Genomic DNA, 14,716 nt, shown 5'->3' on the forward strand with positions numbered 1-14,716 from the left:
GAGGGATGCTCCGGCAACCGTCCCCTCGAGCGCCGCCCGCTAGCGTGCGGCACATCATGCGACCCCACTCAGGCACCGGCACCGGCCTGGTCGTCGTCGCCCTGACGGCGACCATCGCCGCCCTCGTCTTCCCCGTCTGGTCCTACGCCGACCGCGCCGGCACGCCCCCCGCCCGCCTGGCCGCCGGTTCCGCACCCACCCGGTGCGGCCCGCTGTCCGCCGCCGACCGCGACTTCGTCGTCCGCGTCCGGCTGGCCGGCCTCTGGGCGCTCCCGGCCGCCCAGCAGGCCGCCGGCCGCGCGCCCAGCCGCGCCGTCGAGGCCGCCGGGCGGCACCTGGTGACCGACCACACCTACCTCGGCGTCCGCGTCCGTGACGTCGCCGCCCGGCTCCGGCCGGCGCTGCCGAGCCAGCCCACCGCCGAGCAACGGATTTGGCTCGACCGGTTGACGGAGGCGCAGGGGCGCACGTACGAGGAGGTGTTCGTCACCGTCCCGCGCCGGGAGCACGGCACCCTCTTCTCCGTCGCCGCCGGATCCGGGCCACCACCCGCAACACCCTCGTCCGGGCGCTCGCCGACGACGCCGTACGACTCCTCCTGGCGGACCTGAACGCCCTGGAAACGTCCGTATCGTGAAAACCCTGTGGCGCCGCACCCGTCGTTTCGCGTAGAACTCGGGCATGTTCTGGGTGCCCTTCCTGCTGGTGACCTGGGCCGCGGCGGCCATCAGCTGTGCGCGGCTGTGCCTGGCCGCCGTCGAGGCCGCCCAGCCGGTTCCCCCTGCCGCACAGGACCGGGACCGCGAACTGAACCTGTACGAGGCCGCGTTCCTGGCCGGCGGCCCGCAGCGGGTCACCGACCTGACCCTGGTGTCGATGCACCGGCGGCGACGGCTGTGGCTCGCCCACACCGGCTGGGCGACGGTCGTCGACCCGGATCCGGAGGGGGCGGACGACCTGGAGCGTTCCGTGATCGGCGCGATCGGGCCCGAGGGGCAGTCGCGGATAACGGCGGTACGCGCCGCGGCGTCGGCCGCCGACGCGGTACGGGCGCTCGCCGACCGGCTCGTCGCGGCGGGGCTCGCCGTGCCCGACGCCGCCCGGTCCGGCATCGTCGCCGCGCTGCGGGCCGTGCGCCGCTCGGCCGCCCTGACCGTGGCGCTCGCAGCGGCCACCGCGCTGCTGCTGCCGGCCGGACACACGCCGGACGCGCGTGGCATGGCCTGGTTCGCGCTCCCGCTCGTCCTCACGCTCGGCTGCCTCGTCATCGCGCGCATCGAGGTCCACCCGTACACACGCTGGGCCTCCCCCGCCGGGCAGAGCCTGCTGACGAAGGTGAGGGTCGGCCCGTGCGACCCGCTCGCCGCCGTCGCCATCGGCGGGGTCCACGCCCTGGAGGACCCGGCGCTGCGCGCGGCGCTCGTACCGGGGCAGCGAAGGGTCAGGTGAAAAGACGCCGGTGCGGCGCGCGTTCACGCGCGCCGCACCCGGAGCCGGACCCGGTGTCGCTGGAGCGGCGGGCGCGCGGGCCCGCCGTCTGATCTTCCGGGTCGGTGGGTGACGCGCGGGGGCGGTTCCCCCCGCCCGTCACCAGGTCGGTCAGGTCAGGGCCCTCAGGCGAGACCCGCGACCAGATCCGCGACCGACTTGCGCCGGCCGGTGTAGAACGGGACCTCTTCACGGACGTGCATCCGCGCCTCGGAGCCGCGCAGGTGACGCATCAGGTCCACGATCCGGTACAGCTCGTCCGCCTCGAAGGCGAGGAGCCACTCGTAGTCGCCCAGCGAGAACGAGGCGACCGTGTTGGCGCGGACGTCCGGGAAGCCACGGGCCATCTTGCCGTGGTCGGCGAGCATCCGCCGCCGGTCCTCGTCCGGCAGCAGGTACCAGTCGTAGGAGCGCACGAACGGGTACACCGACACGTAGTCGCGCGGCGTCTCGTCGGCGAGGAAGGCCGGGATGTGGGACCGGTTGAACTCGGCGGGGCGGTGCAGCGCCATGTTGGACCACACCGGCTCCAGCGCGCGGCCCAGCTTGGTGCGGCGGAAGAGGTTGTACGCCTCCTGGAGCGCGTCCGAGGTCTCGGCGTGCCACCAGATCATCAGGTCGGCGTCGGCGCGCAGACCGGACACGTCGTACGTGCCACGGACGGTGATGTCCTTGGCGGCGAGCTGGTCGAACAGCTCCTGGACCTCGTCGGCGTAGCCGGTCCGGTCCTCGGGCAGGACGTCGCGCAGCTTGAAGACGGACCACAGGGTGTAGCGGATGACCTCGTTGAGGTCCTTCGCCTTCTTACCGGCGTTCGGGATCTTTTCGGGCGCACTCATAGGGCTATTCTCGCTCGTCACTCAGGGTGCCGTGCGCCAGGGTCGGCGTGGCGAGGATCTCGTCCGCCGCGCGCCACGCGCTCGCGATGGTCGCGGGGATGCCGACGCCGTCGTACACCGCTCCGCAGACGCGCAGGGCGGGCAGCTTGGCGACGGCGTCGCGGATGCGGGCGACCCGGGCGAGGTGGCCGACGGGGTACTGCGGCAGGCCTCCTGTCCACCGGGTGACCTCGGTGGCGACGGGCCGGGCGGCCAGCCCGGTGGCGTCGGCGAGGTCCTTCAGGGACACGGAGACGAGGTCGGCGTCCTCGCGGTGCAGGTGTTCCTCCTCGCCGTACCGGCCGATGGAGGTGCGCAGTACGACGAGGTCCCCGGATCCCTCGTCGGTCCACCTCCATTTCTGGGAGGAGAAGGTGGAGGCCTTGATGGTGCGACCGTCGACGGGCGGGACGAGGAACCCGGAGCCGGCGGGCAGCACGCCTTCCAGGTCGGCGCGCCGGAAGGCGAGGGTGACCAGGGCCATCGACGCGTACTCGACGGCGGCCAGCTCGGTGGCGGCGGCCGAGGACTCGGCGGCGAGCAGCTCGGAGGCGGACCAGGCGGGGGTCGCGACGATCACCGCGTCGGCGTGCAGGACCCGGTCGCCGGTACGGATGTCCCAGCCTCCCCGGGCCGCTCGGGTCAGGGCGTGGACGGGCGTGTCGGTGAGGACCTCGCCGCCCTGGGCGGTGATGGCGTCGGCGACGGCGCCGGGGAGCGTGCCGATGCCGCCCGCGATGCCCATGAAGGCGGGCCCGGTCTGCTGCTGGGCGCCCTGCTGGAGGGAGCGCACCGCCTCGGTGAGCGTGCCGTGGGCGCGGGCGGCCTCGAAGAGCCTGGGCACGGCGGCGCGCATCGAGATCGCGTACGCGTCGCCCGCGTACACCCCGCCGAGGAGCGGTTCGACGAGCCGGTCGACGACCTCGCGGCCGAGGCGGTCGGCGACGTACCGGCCGACGGCGATGTCGTCGCCGAGGGCGGCGGGGTCGGCGAGGGGCAGGTCCCGCTCGTGCTCGATACGGGCGAGGCCTTCGGCGGTCAGGAGGCCCGCGACGGCGGCCGCGTCGCCGGGGACGCCCATGACGTGCCCCTTGGGCATCGGCCGGAGCGCGTCACGAGTCCAGACGGCGGCGCTGGTGGTGGCGGGCGGCTGGAGCCGGTCGCCGAGGCCGACGGCGCGGGCGAGGCCGATCGCCTCGGGGCGGCGGGCGAGCATCGACTCGGCGCCGAGGTCGACGGGGGCGCCGGCGATCTCCCCGGCGTGGAGCTTGCCGCCGAGCCGGGTGGTGGCCTCCAGCAGGGTCACGCGCCGCCCGGCGGTGATCAGCCGGTGGGCGGCGGCGAGGCCCGCGATACCGCCGCCGATGACGACGACATGGCCGCTCTTGGGTGTGTCCCCGGTGTCCGCGTTCATGACCCCTACTCTCTCAAACACCTCTGACACACCGTTCCGAGTCCTGACCGTGACCGGTTCGTGAGCCGCCGACCGGCAACCGGTCCCCTCCCCCCACACGTCCAACAGACACACCATTCGCCATGTGGACCGGGGGAACCATGCGCGCACGTCATCACAGATTCGCGGCCGTACTTCTGCTCACCGCCTCGCTCGCGCTCGCCGGGTGCGGCGCGTCGGGCGAGAGCAGCGGCGCGGCCCAGAAGGCCGTCGGCAGCCCGGATGCGGACTCGGGGTACGCGGCGGACAAGCCGGCCGCCGGCGGTGCCAAGGCGAATCCGTCCGCGCCGCCGAAGCAGCCCCAGCACGTGATCCGTACCGCGGAGCTCTCCGTCGAGGTCGAGGACGCCACGGCGGCGCTGACGAAGGCCCGCGCGGTCGTCGGGGACGCGGGCGGCCATGTCGAGAACGAGACGACCGAGCGCGTCGACGACGACCACGTGACCTCGCGGATCGTGCTGCGCGTGCCGCAGTCCGCGTACGACTCGGCGCTGAAGGAGCTGGCCGGTACCGGGAAACTCCTCTCGCGCAAGGCGGACGCCAAGGACGTCACCGACCAGGTCGTCGACGTGGAGAGCCGGATCGCCACGCAGCGGGCGAGCGTCGCGCGGGTGCGGGAGCTGATGGACCGGGCGACGAAGCTGAGCGACGTGGTGACCCTGGAGGCGCAGCTCAGCGGCCGCCAGGCGGACCTGGAGTCGCTGCTGGCCCAGCAGGCGGCCCTGAAGGACCGTACGTCCATGGCGACGATCACGCTCAACCTCAGCGAGCCGGAGAAGCCGGCCGAGGAGCCGGCCGACGACGGCCCGGGCTTCGGGGACGCGCTGAGCGGCGGCTGGAACGCGCTGGTGACGACCGCGAAGTGGGTGGGGATCGTGCTGCTCGCGGTGGCGCCGTGGGCGGTGGTGTTCCTCGTGGCGTACGCCGTGTGGCGGTGGCTGGTGCGGCCGTGGATGGCGAGGCGTACGACCTTCCCGGACGTCACGGACGTCACCGAGTCGGACACCACCTCGTCGTAGCGTGTCCCGCATGGGACAGCTGGGACGAGAACGACTGGTGATCATCGGCGGGGACGCGGCGGGCATGTCCGCCGCGTCGCAGGCCCGGCGGCTGAAGGGCCCGGACGAGCTGGAGATCGTCGCGTTCGAGCGCGGGCACTTCACGTCGTACTCGGCGTGCGGGATTCCGTACTGGGTCGGCGGTGACGTCGACGGGCCGGAGCGGCTCGTCGCGCGTACGCCCCAGGCGCACCGGGAGCGCGGTATCGACCTGCGGCTGCGGACGGAGGTGACCGAACTCGACGTGGACGGCGGCCGGGTGCGCACCCGGGACGCGGAGTCGGGCGCCGAGGCGTGGACGGGCTACGACAAGCTGGTGATCGCGACCGGCGCCCGCCCGGTGCGGCCGCCGCTGCCGGGCATCGACGCGGCGGGCGTCCACGGGGTGCAGACCCTGGACGACGGGCAGGCGCTGCTGTCCACGCTGACCGCCCTGAACGGCACGCCGGGACGGCGCGCGGTGGTCGTGGGTGCCGGGTACATCGGCGTGGAGATGGCCGAGGCGCTGCTGAAGCGCGGCTACGAGGTGACCGTCCTCAACCGGGGCGAACAGCCGATGTCCACGCTCGACCCGGACATGGGCCGGCTGGTGCACGAGGCGATGGACGGCCTCGGCATCACCACGGTCGGCGGCGCGGAGGTCACGAAGATCCTGACGGGGGCTGGGGGCCGGGTGCGGGCGGTGGCGACGGAGGACGCCGAGTATCCGGCGGACGTGGTCGTCCTGGGCCTGGGCGTGGAACCCGAGACGGACCTGGCGCGCGCGGCGGGGCTGCCGCTCGGCACGTACGGCGGGCTGCTCACCGACCTGTCGATGCGGGTGCGCGGCCGGGAGAACATCTGGGCGGGCGGCGACTGCGTCGAGGTGCTGGACCTGGTCTCGGGCCGCGAGCGCCACATGCCGCTGGGCACGCACGCCAACAAGCACGGCCAGGTCATCGGCGCCAACGTGGGCGGCGGGTACGGCACGTTCCCGGGTGTGGTCGGTACGGCGGTCAGCAAGGTCTGCTCGCTGGAGATCGCCCGCACGGGCCTGCGCGAGCGGGACGCTCTCGCCGTGGGGCTCCGGTTCGTCACGGTGACGGTCGAGTCGACGAGCCGCGCCGGGTACTACCCGGGCGCGGCGCCGATGACGGTCAAGATGCTCGCCGAGCGCCGCACGGGCCGGCTGCTGGGCTGCCAGATCGTGGGCCGCGAGGGCGCGGCGAAGCGGGTGGACATCGCGGCGGTGGCCCTGACGGCCGGGATGACGGTCGAGCAGATCACCGCCCTGGACCTGGGCTACGCCCCGCCGTTCTCCCCGGTCTGGGACCCGGTCCAGGTGGCTGCCCGCAAGGCGGTAACGGCGGTGCGGGCAGCCGGCTGAGTCAGCGGGCGGTCTGCGTGTGGACGTACTCGACCAGCCGGGTCAGGGCGTCCGGGTCGGTGGTCGGCAGGACGCCGTGGCCGAGGTTGAAGATGTGGCCCTCCAGCCCGGCGGCGGCGTCCAGGACCTCGCGGGTCTTGGTCTCGACCGCCTCGGGGGTGGAGAAGAGGACGGCCGGGTCGAGGTTGCCCTGCAGCGCCTTGCCGGGGCCCACCCGGCGGGCGGCCTCGTCCAGCGGGACGCGCCAGTCGACGCCCACGACGTCGGCGCCCGCCTCGCCCATCAGGCCGAGCAGCTCGCCCGTACCGACACCGAAGTGGATGCGCGGTACGCCGTACCCCTCGACCGCCCGGAACACCTTCGCCGAGGCCGGCATGACCGACCGGCGGTAGTCGGCGGGGGCGAGGGCGCCGACCCAGGAGTCGAAGAGCTGGATCGCGGAGGCGCCGGCCTCGATCTGGACCTTCAGGAAGGCGGCGGTGATGTCGGCGAGCCGGTCCAGCAGGTCGGCCCACAGCTCGGGGTCGCCGTACATGAGGGCCTTGGTGTGCTCGTGGTTGCGCGACGGGCCGCCCTCGACGAGGTAGCTCGCGAGGGTGAAGGGCGCGCCCGCGAAGCCGATCAGCGGGGTGGCGCCGAGCTCGCCGGTCAGCATGCCGATGGCCTCGGTGACGTACCGGACGTCGTCGGGGGTGAGGGCGCGCAGGCGGTCGAGGTCGGCGCGGCGTCGAATCGGTTCGGCGACGACGGGGCCGACGCCCGGCTTGATGTCGAGGTCGATGCCGATGGCCTTCAGCGGGACGACGATGTCGCTGAAGAAGATCGCGGCGTCGACCTTGTGCCGCCGTACCGGCTGAAGGGTGATCTCGGTGACCAGCTCGGGCCGCATGCACGACTCCAGCATGGGGATGCCTTCCCGGACCTTCAGGTACTCGGGCAGCGACCGTCCCGCCTGCCGCATGAACCACACGGGCGTGTGCGGCACGGGCTCGCGCCTGCACGCCTTCAGGAACGCGGAGTCGTAGGTCTTCGTCTGCTGGGCGCCCGAAGGGCTGTCGTTGGCACTCACGCCCCGAATCTTCGCATGTACGGCCAAGCGGCTCGCGTGGTGAGGGTGTCCCTCCCTGCGCGAGGCCGTCCTTCCGCCTACTCTTCCCCGCATGGCTGCGGCTCAGGGACAGTTCTCCGATCACTCCGACGACGCCGAAGGAACGAACGACAGGGAGGGTACGTCCGTGCCGCCCGCCTTCCGGCTGGCGGTCGACGCGCTGCGCGGGGCGCGGCTGCGGCCGGAGATCGAGGTCGAACCGTCCCGGCCGCCGCAGCGGCTCGCCCCGTACGCGTACGCCCTGGAGGCGGCGGTCGTCGAGGGCGAGGAGGACCTGGCGGACGGCCGCCTCGTGCTGCTGCACGACCCGGCCGGTCACGAGGCGTGGCAGGGCACCTTCCGGCTGGTGACGCTGGTGCGGGCGGAGCTGGAGCCCGAGATGGCGGCCGACCCGCTGCTGCCGGAGGTGTCCTGGTCGTGGCTGACGGGCGCGCTGGAGGCGCGGGGCCTGTCGTACGAGGAGGCTTCGGGCACCGTCACCCGTGCGGGGTCTCACTACTTCGGTGGACTCGCGGAGCGCCGCCCGGCGACGCAGATCGAGATCCGGGCGTCCTGGACGCCGCGCGAGGGCCGGGGCGGGGTGCCGGACACGGCGGCGCACCTGGCGGCCTGGTGCGACCTGCTGTGCCAGATCGCGGGCCTGCCGCCCTCGGTCGCGGGTCCGCTGGACCAGGGCTCGGCGGCCGTGGTCTCCCTCCCCCAACGCCGCGGCCCCCAACATCCGTAGGGCTCCGCCCTCCGTGCCACCCGGTTCCACCCTGCGGGAACCTCACCCACCGCCCGAGGCTCCCGGGTCGCCCCGCTGTGGGCGGTCGTCCTGCTTGGGGTCCCCCCTCGTGGGCGCTTGGCAGCCCCCCGTTGTGGGCAGTCCGCTGGGGGTCCCCCGTTGTGGGCAATCGTCCCGCAGGGCGGTGCCTCCCCCCGTTGTGGGCAATCGTCCCGCAAGGCGGGACGGGTGGGCACAACGGGGCGGGGCGGTGCCCTTGCGGCGGCTCCACCCGGGGCGGTGCCCGTTCCTGGTTGCCCCCGGGGCGGTGCCCCCGCCGGTGGCGCCATGCGGCTCGGTGCCTGCCGGTGCGTGGGGGGCGTGGCCCCTCCGGGCTCGTCTCCTCGAGGCCGGCGGCCTTGGGCACGCGAAAGGGAGCCCAACCTGCGCCGCCAACCTCTGCGGGGACGACCCTGCACGGCCCCACCCCGGCCGCCGTCCGACTGCGGGCCGGTGCGTGGCCGGTACGGGCTGGGCGTGCCCTGGCGGGGGCGCCGGGCGCGTAGGCTGCGCGACCTGCCGTGGGGCCGTACCGGCGCCCGGGGCGCGGCCCGCCGGTGGCGGCGGGCGCCCCGCGTGGGATGGGGCGCTCGTAGGATGATCGATCGCCCGTCCGAATTGCCCCAATTGTTACTCACTAAATCGTGATCTTCCCCTAAAGGCGGACGGTCGGGCTGCCGAAGAGGTCTGTGACCCTTCAAACACGGTTCGCCCCGGCTTCTTCCCCGAGCCGGCTGTGTCCCGCACCTTCCCAGGAGGCCTGGTGTCCGTTCTCCTCGAGCAGCCCGCAAGCCTGGTCGCCTACCGCCCGAACAAGCCGACGGCCATGGTCGTCGTGGCCGACCCGCGCGTCCGCTCCACCGTCACCCGCCACCTGTGGGCCCTCGGAGTGCGTGACGTGATCGAGGCGTCGTCCATCGCGGAGGCTCGTCCCCGCGTCGGCAGCCCGCGCGACATCTGCGTTGCCGACGTCCATCTGCCCGATGGCTCCGGGCTCACCCTGCTGTCCGAGACCCGTGCCGCCGGCTGGCCCAACGGGCTCGCCCTTTCGGCGGCCGACGACATCGGCGCCGTACGCAACGCGCTCGCCGGCGGCGTCAAGGGCTACGTCGTCACCGGTACGCGGACGAACATCGGCCACCCGACCCGTCCCGGCGCCGCCCCCATCGGCGCCGCGGCCGCCCGGCTGCACCGCCGCCCCCCGGGTGCCCCGAGCCACCCGGGCGGTTACCGGGAGCTCTCCGGCCGCGAGGTCGAGGTGCTGCGGCTGGTCGCCGAGGGCCAGTCGAACAAGGCGATCGGCGTATCGATGGGCCTGTCCGCGCTGACCGTCAAGAGCCACCTGGCCCGTATCGCCCGCAAGCTCGGCACCGGCGACCGGGCCGGAATGGTCGCCGTGGCACTTCGTACGGGAATCATCCACTGACCGGTTCACCTCACCCCCGCGCCCGTCGACGGAACGTTCCGTCGACGGGCGCTTGCCGTTCACAGATACCCTTGACAGGTGACCGACGCCCAAGAGACCGCAGCAGAGACAGCACTGCGCACCACCGGGGGCGGCCCTCCGGACGACGGCGTCGCAGACGGCGTAGTCGAAGAGACGCCGATCCCCTTGCTCGAGCCCCGCGAGGGCATCCCGCCCGTGGTGGCCGACGAGCATGCCCTCGCCCAGGTGATCGCCGCGTTCGCGCGCGGCACCGGCCCCGTCGCCGTCGACGCCGAGCGCGCGTCAGGCTACCGCTACGGCCAGCGGGCCTACCTCGTACAGCTGCGCCGCGAGGGCGCGGGCAGCGCGCTGATCGACCCGGTCGGCTGCCCCGACCTGTCCGCGCTCGGCGAGGCTCTGGACGGCGCCGAGTGGATCCTGCACGCCGCGACCCAGGACCTGCCGTGCCTGCGCGAAATAGGCATGGTTCCCAGCCGGCTGTTCGACACCGAGCTGGCCGGCCGGCTCGCCGGCTTCCCGCGCGTCGGTCTCGGCGCGATGGTCGAGTCGGTGCTGGGCTACGCCCTGGAGAAGGGCCACTCGGCGGTGGACTGGTCCACCCGCCCGCTGCCCGAGCCCTGGCTCCGGTACGCCGCGCTGGACGTCGAGCTGCTCGTCGACCTGCGTGACGCACTGGAGAAGGAGCTGGACCGGCAGGGCAAGCTGGAGTGGGCGTACCAGGAGTTCGACGCGATCGCCTCCGCCCCGCCGCCCCCGCCCCGCAAGGACCCCTGGCGCCGGACGTCCGGCATGCACAAGGTCCGTCGGCGCCGCCAGATGGCGGTCGTACGGGAGCTGTGGACGGCCCGCGACCGGATCGCGCAGCGGCGTGACGTGTCGCCCGGCAAGGTGCTCAGCGACGCCGCGATCGTCGAGGCCGCCCTCGCCCTGCCGGCCCATGTGCAGGCGCTCACCGCGCTGCCCGGCTTCGGGCACCGCATGGGGCGCCGCCAGCTGGAGCAGTGGCAGGCGGCGGTGGACCGGGCGAAGGCGCTGCCGGACGCCGAACTGCCGCAGCCCGGCCAGACGGTGCAGGGCCCGCCCCCGCCGCGCGCCTGGGCGGACAAGGACCCGGAGGCCGCGGCGCGCCTCTCGGCCGCCCGTACGGCCGTGTCGGCGCTCGCCGAGTCGCTGAACCTGCCGCCCGAGAACCTGATCACGCCCGACACGGTGCGCCGGGTGTGCTGGGAGCCGCCTGCCGAGGTCACGGCCGAGTCGGTCGCGGGCGCGCTCGCCGGGTACGGTGCGCGGCCCTGGCAGATCGAGCAGGTCACGCCGGTGCTCGCGGCGGCCCTGGACGGCGCGAAGGCGTAGACGGAGACAAAGAAGGGTGCCCCCTCCGGCGGAGGGGGCACCCTTCTCTCGCAGCCACGCGGTGTGACGTTCACCGCTCCGGGCGGGGGGACTGTGCAGCATGGTTACCCGTAAGTAGCATGGGGCGTATCAAGCGCGCGCTTAGCCGCGTGCCGCAGCAGTGCAGTGCCATCCCGCACCTGGAGGAGAGCCATCGTGCCTCGTACCGTCAGGGACGTCGTCTTCGTCGACGGCGTCCGCACCCCGTTCGGCAAGGCGGGCCCGAAGGGCATCTACCACGAGACCCGCGCCGACGATCTCGTCGTGAAGGCCATCCGGGAGCTGCTGCGCCGCAACCCCGGTCTGGACCCGGCGAAGATCGACGAGGTCGCCATCGCCGCGACCACGCAGATCGGCGACCAGGGCCTGACCCTGGGCCGCACGGCGGGCATCCTCGCGGGTCTGCCGCAGTCCGTGCCCGGCTACTCCATCGACCGCATGTGCGCGGGCGCCCTGACCGCCGTGACGTCGGTCGCCGGCTCGATCGCCTTCGGCGCGTACGACGCCGTCATCGCCGGTGGTGTCGAGCACATGGGCCGCCACCCGATGGGCGAGGGCGTCGACCCCAACCCGCGGTTCGTCAGCGAGAAGCTGGTCGACGAGTCCGCCCTGTTCATGGGCATGACCGCCGAGAACCTGCACGACCGCTACCCGCACATCACCAAGCAGCGCGCCGACGAGTACGCGGTGCGCAGCCAGGAGAAGGCCGCCAAGGCGTACGCCAACGGCAAGATCCAGCAGGACCTGGTGCCGATCTCGGTGCGCCGCACCAACGCGGAGGCCGGCGAGACCGGCTGGGGCCTGGTCACCGCCGACGAGCCGATGCGCCCGGGCACCACCCTGGAGAGCCTGGCCGGCCTGAAGACGCCGTTCCGTACGCACGGCCGCGTCACCGCCGGTAACGCCGCCGGTCTCAACGACGGCGCCACCGCCTCGATCATCGCGTCCGAGGACTTCGCCCGCGAGAACAGCCTGCCGGTCAAGATGCGCCTCGTCTCGTACGCCTTCGCCGGCGTCGAGCCGGAGGTCATGGGCTACGGCCCGATCCCGGCGACCGAGAAGGCCCTGGCCAAGGCCGGCCTGTCGATCGAGGACATCAACCTCTTCGAGATCAACGAGGCCTTCGCCGTCCAGGTCCTGGCCTTCCTCGACCACTACGGCATCGCCGACGACGACGCGCGCGTCAACCAGTACGGCGGCGCCATCGCCTTCGGCCACCCGCTCGCCTCCTCCGGCGTACGTCTGATGACGCAGCTGGCGCGGCAGTTCGAGGAGCAGCCGGAGGTCCGTTACGGCCTCACCACGATGTGCGTCGGCTTCGGCATGGGCGCCACGGTCATCTGGGAAAACCCCCACTGGGAGGGCAAGTGAGCACCACCGCTGAGCTGTTGAAGGGTGCGGCCGAGCTGTTCCCGGACGAGGTCGTCACCAGCGCCCACGTACGCCACTTCGACCTGCCGTTCGGGGCGGGCCGGTTCGCGCTGATCACGCTGGACAACGGCTTCGACCACACCAAGCCGACCACCTTCGGCCCGCAGTCGCTGGCAAACCTCAACACCGCCATCGACCAGGTCGAGAAGGAGGCGGCCGAGGGCACCATCGTCGGTGTCGGCATCACCGGCAAGCCCTTCATCTTCGCCGTCGGCGCCGACCTCAAGGGCGTCGAGCTGCTGAAGCGCCACGAGGACGCGCTGGCCATCGGCAAGGGCGGCCACGACGTCTTCAAGCGCCTGTCGGCGCTGGCCGTGCCGACCTTCGCGTACTACAACGGCGCGGCGATGGGCGGCGGTGTCGAGGTCGGTCTGCACTGCACCTACCGCACCGTGTCCGCCGCGCTGCCGGCGTTCTCGCTGCCCGAGGTCTTCCTCGGCCTGGTGCCCGGCTGGGGCGGTTGCACGATCCTGCCGAACCTGATCGGTGCCGACCGCGCGGTCTCGGTGATCATCGAGAACTCGCTCAACCAGAACAAGCAGCTCAAGGGCGCGCAGGTCTACGAGCTCGGCATTGCCGACGCGATCTTCGAGGGCGCGGACTTCCTGGAGCAGTCGCTGCTGTGGACCGCGTCCGTCCTCAAGGGCGAGATCGTGGTCGAGCGTGCCGACGTCGACCGCGGCGAGGGCTGGGACGCGGCGGTCGCGCGTGGCCGGTTCATCGCGGACTCCAAGGTGCACGGTGCGGCCCCGGCCGCGTACCGCGCCCTGGACATCATCGAGGCGGCCAAGGACGGCGACCTGCAGAAGGGCTTCGACGCCGAGGACACCGCGCTCGCCGACCTCATCATGGGCGGCGAACTGCGCGCCGGCATCTACGCCTTCAACCTGGTCCAGAAGCGCGCCAAGCGCCCGGCCGGTGCCCCGGACAAGAGCCTGGCCCGCCCGGTCACCAAGGTCGGCGTCGTCGGCGCGGGCCTGATGGCCTCGCAGCTGGCGCTGCTGTTCCTGCGCCGCCTGGAGGTGCCGGTCGTCCTGACCGACATCGACCAGGAGCGTGTCGACAAGGGTGTGGGGTACGTCCACGCCGAGATCGACAAGCTGCTCGGCAAGGGCCGCGTCAACCAGGACAAGGCCAACCGCCTCAAGGGCCTGGTGAGCGGTGTCCTCGACAAGGCCGAGGGCTTCGCGGACGCGGACTTCATCATCGAGGCCGTGTTCGAGGAGATGTCGGTCAAGCAGAAGGTGTTCGCGGAGGTCGAGGCGGTCGCCCCGGCACACGCGATCCTCGCCACCAACACCTCGTCGCTGTCGGTGTCGGAGATGGCCTCCAAGCTCCAGCACCCGGAGCGTGTGGTCGGCTTCCACTTCTTCAACCCGGTCGCGATCCTCCCGCTCCTGGAGATCGTCCGCGGCGAGAAGACCGACGACGCCTCGCTCGCCACCGCCTTCGGCGTGGCGAAGAAGCTCAAGAAGACCGCGGTCCTCACCAAGGACGCCCCGGCGTTCGTCGTGAACCGCATCCTCACCCGCTTCATGGGCGAGATCCAGAACGTCATCGACGAGGGCACCCCCGTCGAGACCGCGGAGAAGGCCATCGAGCCGCTCGGTCTGCCGATGTCGCCGCTGGTGCTCCTGGAGCTGGTCGGCCCGGCGATCGGTCTTCACGTCTCGGAGACCCTGAACCGCGCCTTCCCGGACCGCTTCAAGGTCTCCCCGAACCTCAAGGCCGTCGTCGAGGCCGGCAAGCGCGGCTTCTACGTCTACGACTCGGGCAAGCCCGAGCTCGACCCCGAGGTCGCGGCGCTGCTGAAGCAGGGCGATGTCGTCCTGACCGAGCAGCAGGTGCGGGACCGCGTCCTGGACGCGGTGGCGCAGGAGATCGGCCTGATGCTGGACGAGGGCGTCGTCGCCGAGGCCCAGGACATCGACCTCTGCCTGATCACGGGCGCCGGCTGGCCCTTCCACCTGGGCGGCATCACGCCGTACCTGGACCGCGAGGGCGTCTCGGAGCGCGTGAACGGCAAGCGTTTCCTGCCGCAGGGCGTGGCGAGCGTCCCGGCGTAACCGCACACGGCGACGGGCCGCGGGGGATGTCCCCTGCGGCCCGTCCGCCGTTTCCGCCCCCCCACCGACCCGCAGACGGCCACCGGCCGGGATGGGGCCGCGCCCCCCACTCCACGGTCCGCAGACGGCCACCGGCCGGGATGGAGCCGTGCCTCCGTTCCCACCGCCCGCAGATGGCCACCGGCCGGGGTGGGGCCGTGCAGGGTCGCCCCCGCAGAGGTTGGCGGCCTCGAAACGGCTCCCAAGCCTCGTACCCAAGGCCG

12 protein-coding genes are annotated in these 14,716 nt (G+C 73.0%); 9 read left to right on the forward strand and 3 right to left on the reverse strand.

Annotated elements, in window-relative coordinates:
• Positions 1-56: 56 nt before the first annotated feature.
• Entirely contained in the window at positions 57-611 is a 555-nt protein-coding gene (locus BKD26_RS34995; RefSeq protein ID WP_241518997.1) for a DUF4142 domain-containing protein, read from the forward strand.
• Between the two features lie 70 nt (positions 612-681).
• A complete protein-coding gene (locus BKD26_RS35000) occupies positions 682-1,449 on the forward strand; it encodes a TIGR04222 domain-containing membrane protein (RefSeq protein ID WP_084906620.1) in 768 nt (255 codons plus the stop codon).
• Between the two features lie 164 nt (positions 1,450-1,613).
• Here BKD26_RS35000 and hemQ read toward each other — a convergent pair whose 3' ends face one another.
• Positions 1,614-2,327 carry a hydrogen peroxide-dependent heme synthase gene (gene hemQ, locus BKD26_RS35005; protein WP_073755181.1) on the reverse strand — a complete coding sequence of 238 codons (714 nt, stop codon included), beginning with the start codon at positions 2,325-2,327 and terminating at the stop codon, positions 1,614-1,616.
• A 4-nt stretch (positions 2,328-2,331) separates the two neighbouring features.
• Positions 2,332-3,780 carry a protoporphyrinogen oxidase gene (gene hemG / locus BKD26_RS35010; RefSeq protein ID WP_084906623.1) on the reverse strand — a complete coding sequence of 483 codons (1,449 nt, stop codon included), beginning with the start codon at positions 3,778-3,780 and terminating at the stop codon, positions 2,332-2,334.
• A gap of 140 nt (positions 3,781-3,920) precedes the next feature.
• On the opposite strand from hemG, the gene BKD26_RS35015 reads away from it, so the two are divergent.
• Positions 3,921-4,838, forward strand: a complete 918-nt coding sequence (locus BKD26_RS35015; protein WP_084906625.1) for a DUF4349 domain-containing protein — start codon at positions 3,921-3,923, stop codon at positions 4,836-4,838.
• Positions 4,839-4,848: 10 nt separating this feature from the next.
• Positions 4,849-6,243, forward strand: a complete 1,395-nt coding sequence (locus BKD26_RS35020; RefSeq protein WP_084906681.1) for an FAD-dependent oxidoreductase — start codon at positions 4,849-4,851, stop codon at positions 6,241-6,243.
• Position 6,244: 1 nt separating this feature from the next.
• On the opposite strand, the gene hemE is transcribed toward BKD26_RS35020, so the two are convergent.
• Complete coding sequence (hemE, locus tag BKD26_RS35025) at positions 6,245-7,312, reverse strand: uroporphyrinogen decarboxylase (RefSeq protein ID WP_084906627.1); 1,068 nt, start codon at positions 7,310-7,312, stop codon at positions 6,245-6,247.
• A 91-nt stretch (positions 7,313-7,403) separates the two neighbouring features.
• On the opposite strand from hemE, the gene BKD26_RS35030 reads away from it, so the two are divergent.
• The 5 genes from BKD26_RS35030 (at position 7,404) to BKD26_RS35050 (ending at position 14,453) form a co-directional block, all read left to right on the forward strand.
• Complete coding sequence (locus BKD26_RS35030; protein ID WP_084906629.1) at positions 7,404-8,078, forward strand: DUF3000 domain-containing protein; 675 nt, start codon at positions 7,404-7,406, stop codon at positions 8,076-8,078.
• Between the two features lie 802 nt (positions 8,079-8,880).
• Positions 8,881-9,543, forward strand: a complete 663-nt coding sequence (locus tag BKD26_RS35035) for a response regulator transcription factor (RefSeq protein WP_073755186.1) — start codon at positions 8,881-8,883, stop codon at positions 9,541-9,543.
• Between the two features lie 78 nt (positions 9,544-9,621).
• Positions 9,622-10,917, forward strand: coding sequence for a ribonuclease D (locus BKD26_RS35040; RefSeq protein ID WP_084906632.1), 1,296 nt, complete (start codon positions 9,622-9,624; stop codon positions 10,915-10,917).
• A 195-nt stretch (positions 10,918-11,112) separates the two neighbouring features.
• A complete protein-coding gene (locus BKD26_RS35045) occupies positions 11,113-12,327 on the forward strand; it encodes an acetyl-CoA C-acyltransferase (RefSeq protein ID WP_084906634.1) in 1,215 nt (404 codons plus the stop codon).
• Complete coding sequence (locus tag BKD26_RS35050; RefSeq protein WP_084906636.1) at positions 12,324-14,453, forward strand: 3-hydroxyacyl-CoA dehydrogenase NAD-binding domain-containing protein; 2,130 nt, start codon at positions 12,324-12,326, stop codon at positions 14,451-14,453. The genes BKD26_RS35045 and BKD26_RS35050 overlap by 4 nt, the downstream gene beginning before the upstream one ends.
• Positions 14,454-14,716: the final 263 nt, after the last annotated feature.

This window comes from Streptomyces sp. CB03238 (assembly GCF_002099185.1).
GTDB lineage: Bacteria > Actinomycetota > Actinomycetes > Streptomycetales > Streptomycetaceae > Streptomyces.

Bases quoted from the DNA above. Each gene is read 5' to 3' on its own strand.
- BKD26_RS35020 (WP_084906681.1), top strand. From the start codon at position 4,849: ATGGGACAGCTGGGACGAGAACGACTGGTGATCATCGGCGGGGACGCG.
- BKD26_RS34995 (WP_241518997.1), top strand. From the start codon at position 57: ATGCGACCCCACTCAGGCACCGGCACCGGCCTGGTCGTCGTCGCCCTG.
- hemQ (WP_073755181.1), bottom strand. From the start codon at position 2,327: ATGAGTGCGCCCGAAAAGATCCCGAACGCCGGTAAGAAGGCGAAGGAC.
- BKD26_RS35015 (WP_084906625.1), top strand. From the start codon at position 3,921: ATGCGCGCACGTCATCACAGATTCGCGGCCGTACTTCTGCTCACCGCC.
- BKD26_RS35030 (WP_084906629.1), top strand. From the start codon at position 7,404: ATGGCTGCGGCTCAGGGACAGTTCTCCGATCACTCCGACGACGCCGAA.
- BKD26_RS35000 (WP_084906620.1), top strand. From the start codon at position 682: ATGTTCTGGGTGCCCTTCCTGCTGGTGACCTGGGCCGCGGCGGCCATC.
- hemG (WP_084906623.1), bottom strand. From the start codon at position 3,780: ATGAACGCGGACACCGGGGACACACCCAAGAGCGGCCATGTCGTCGTC.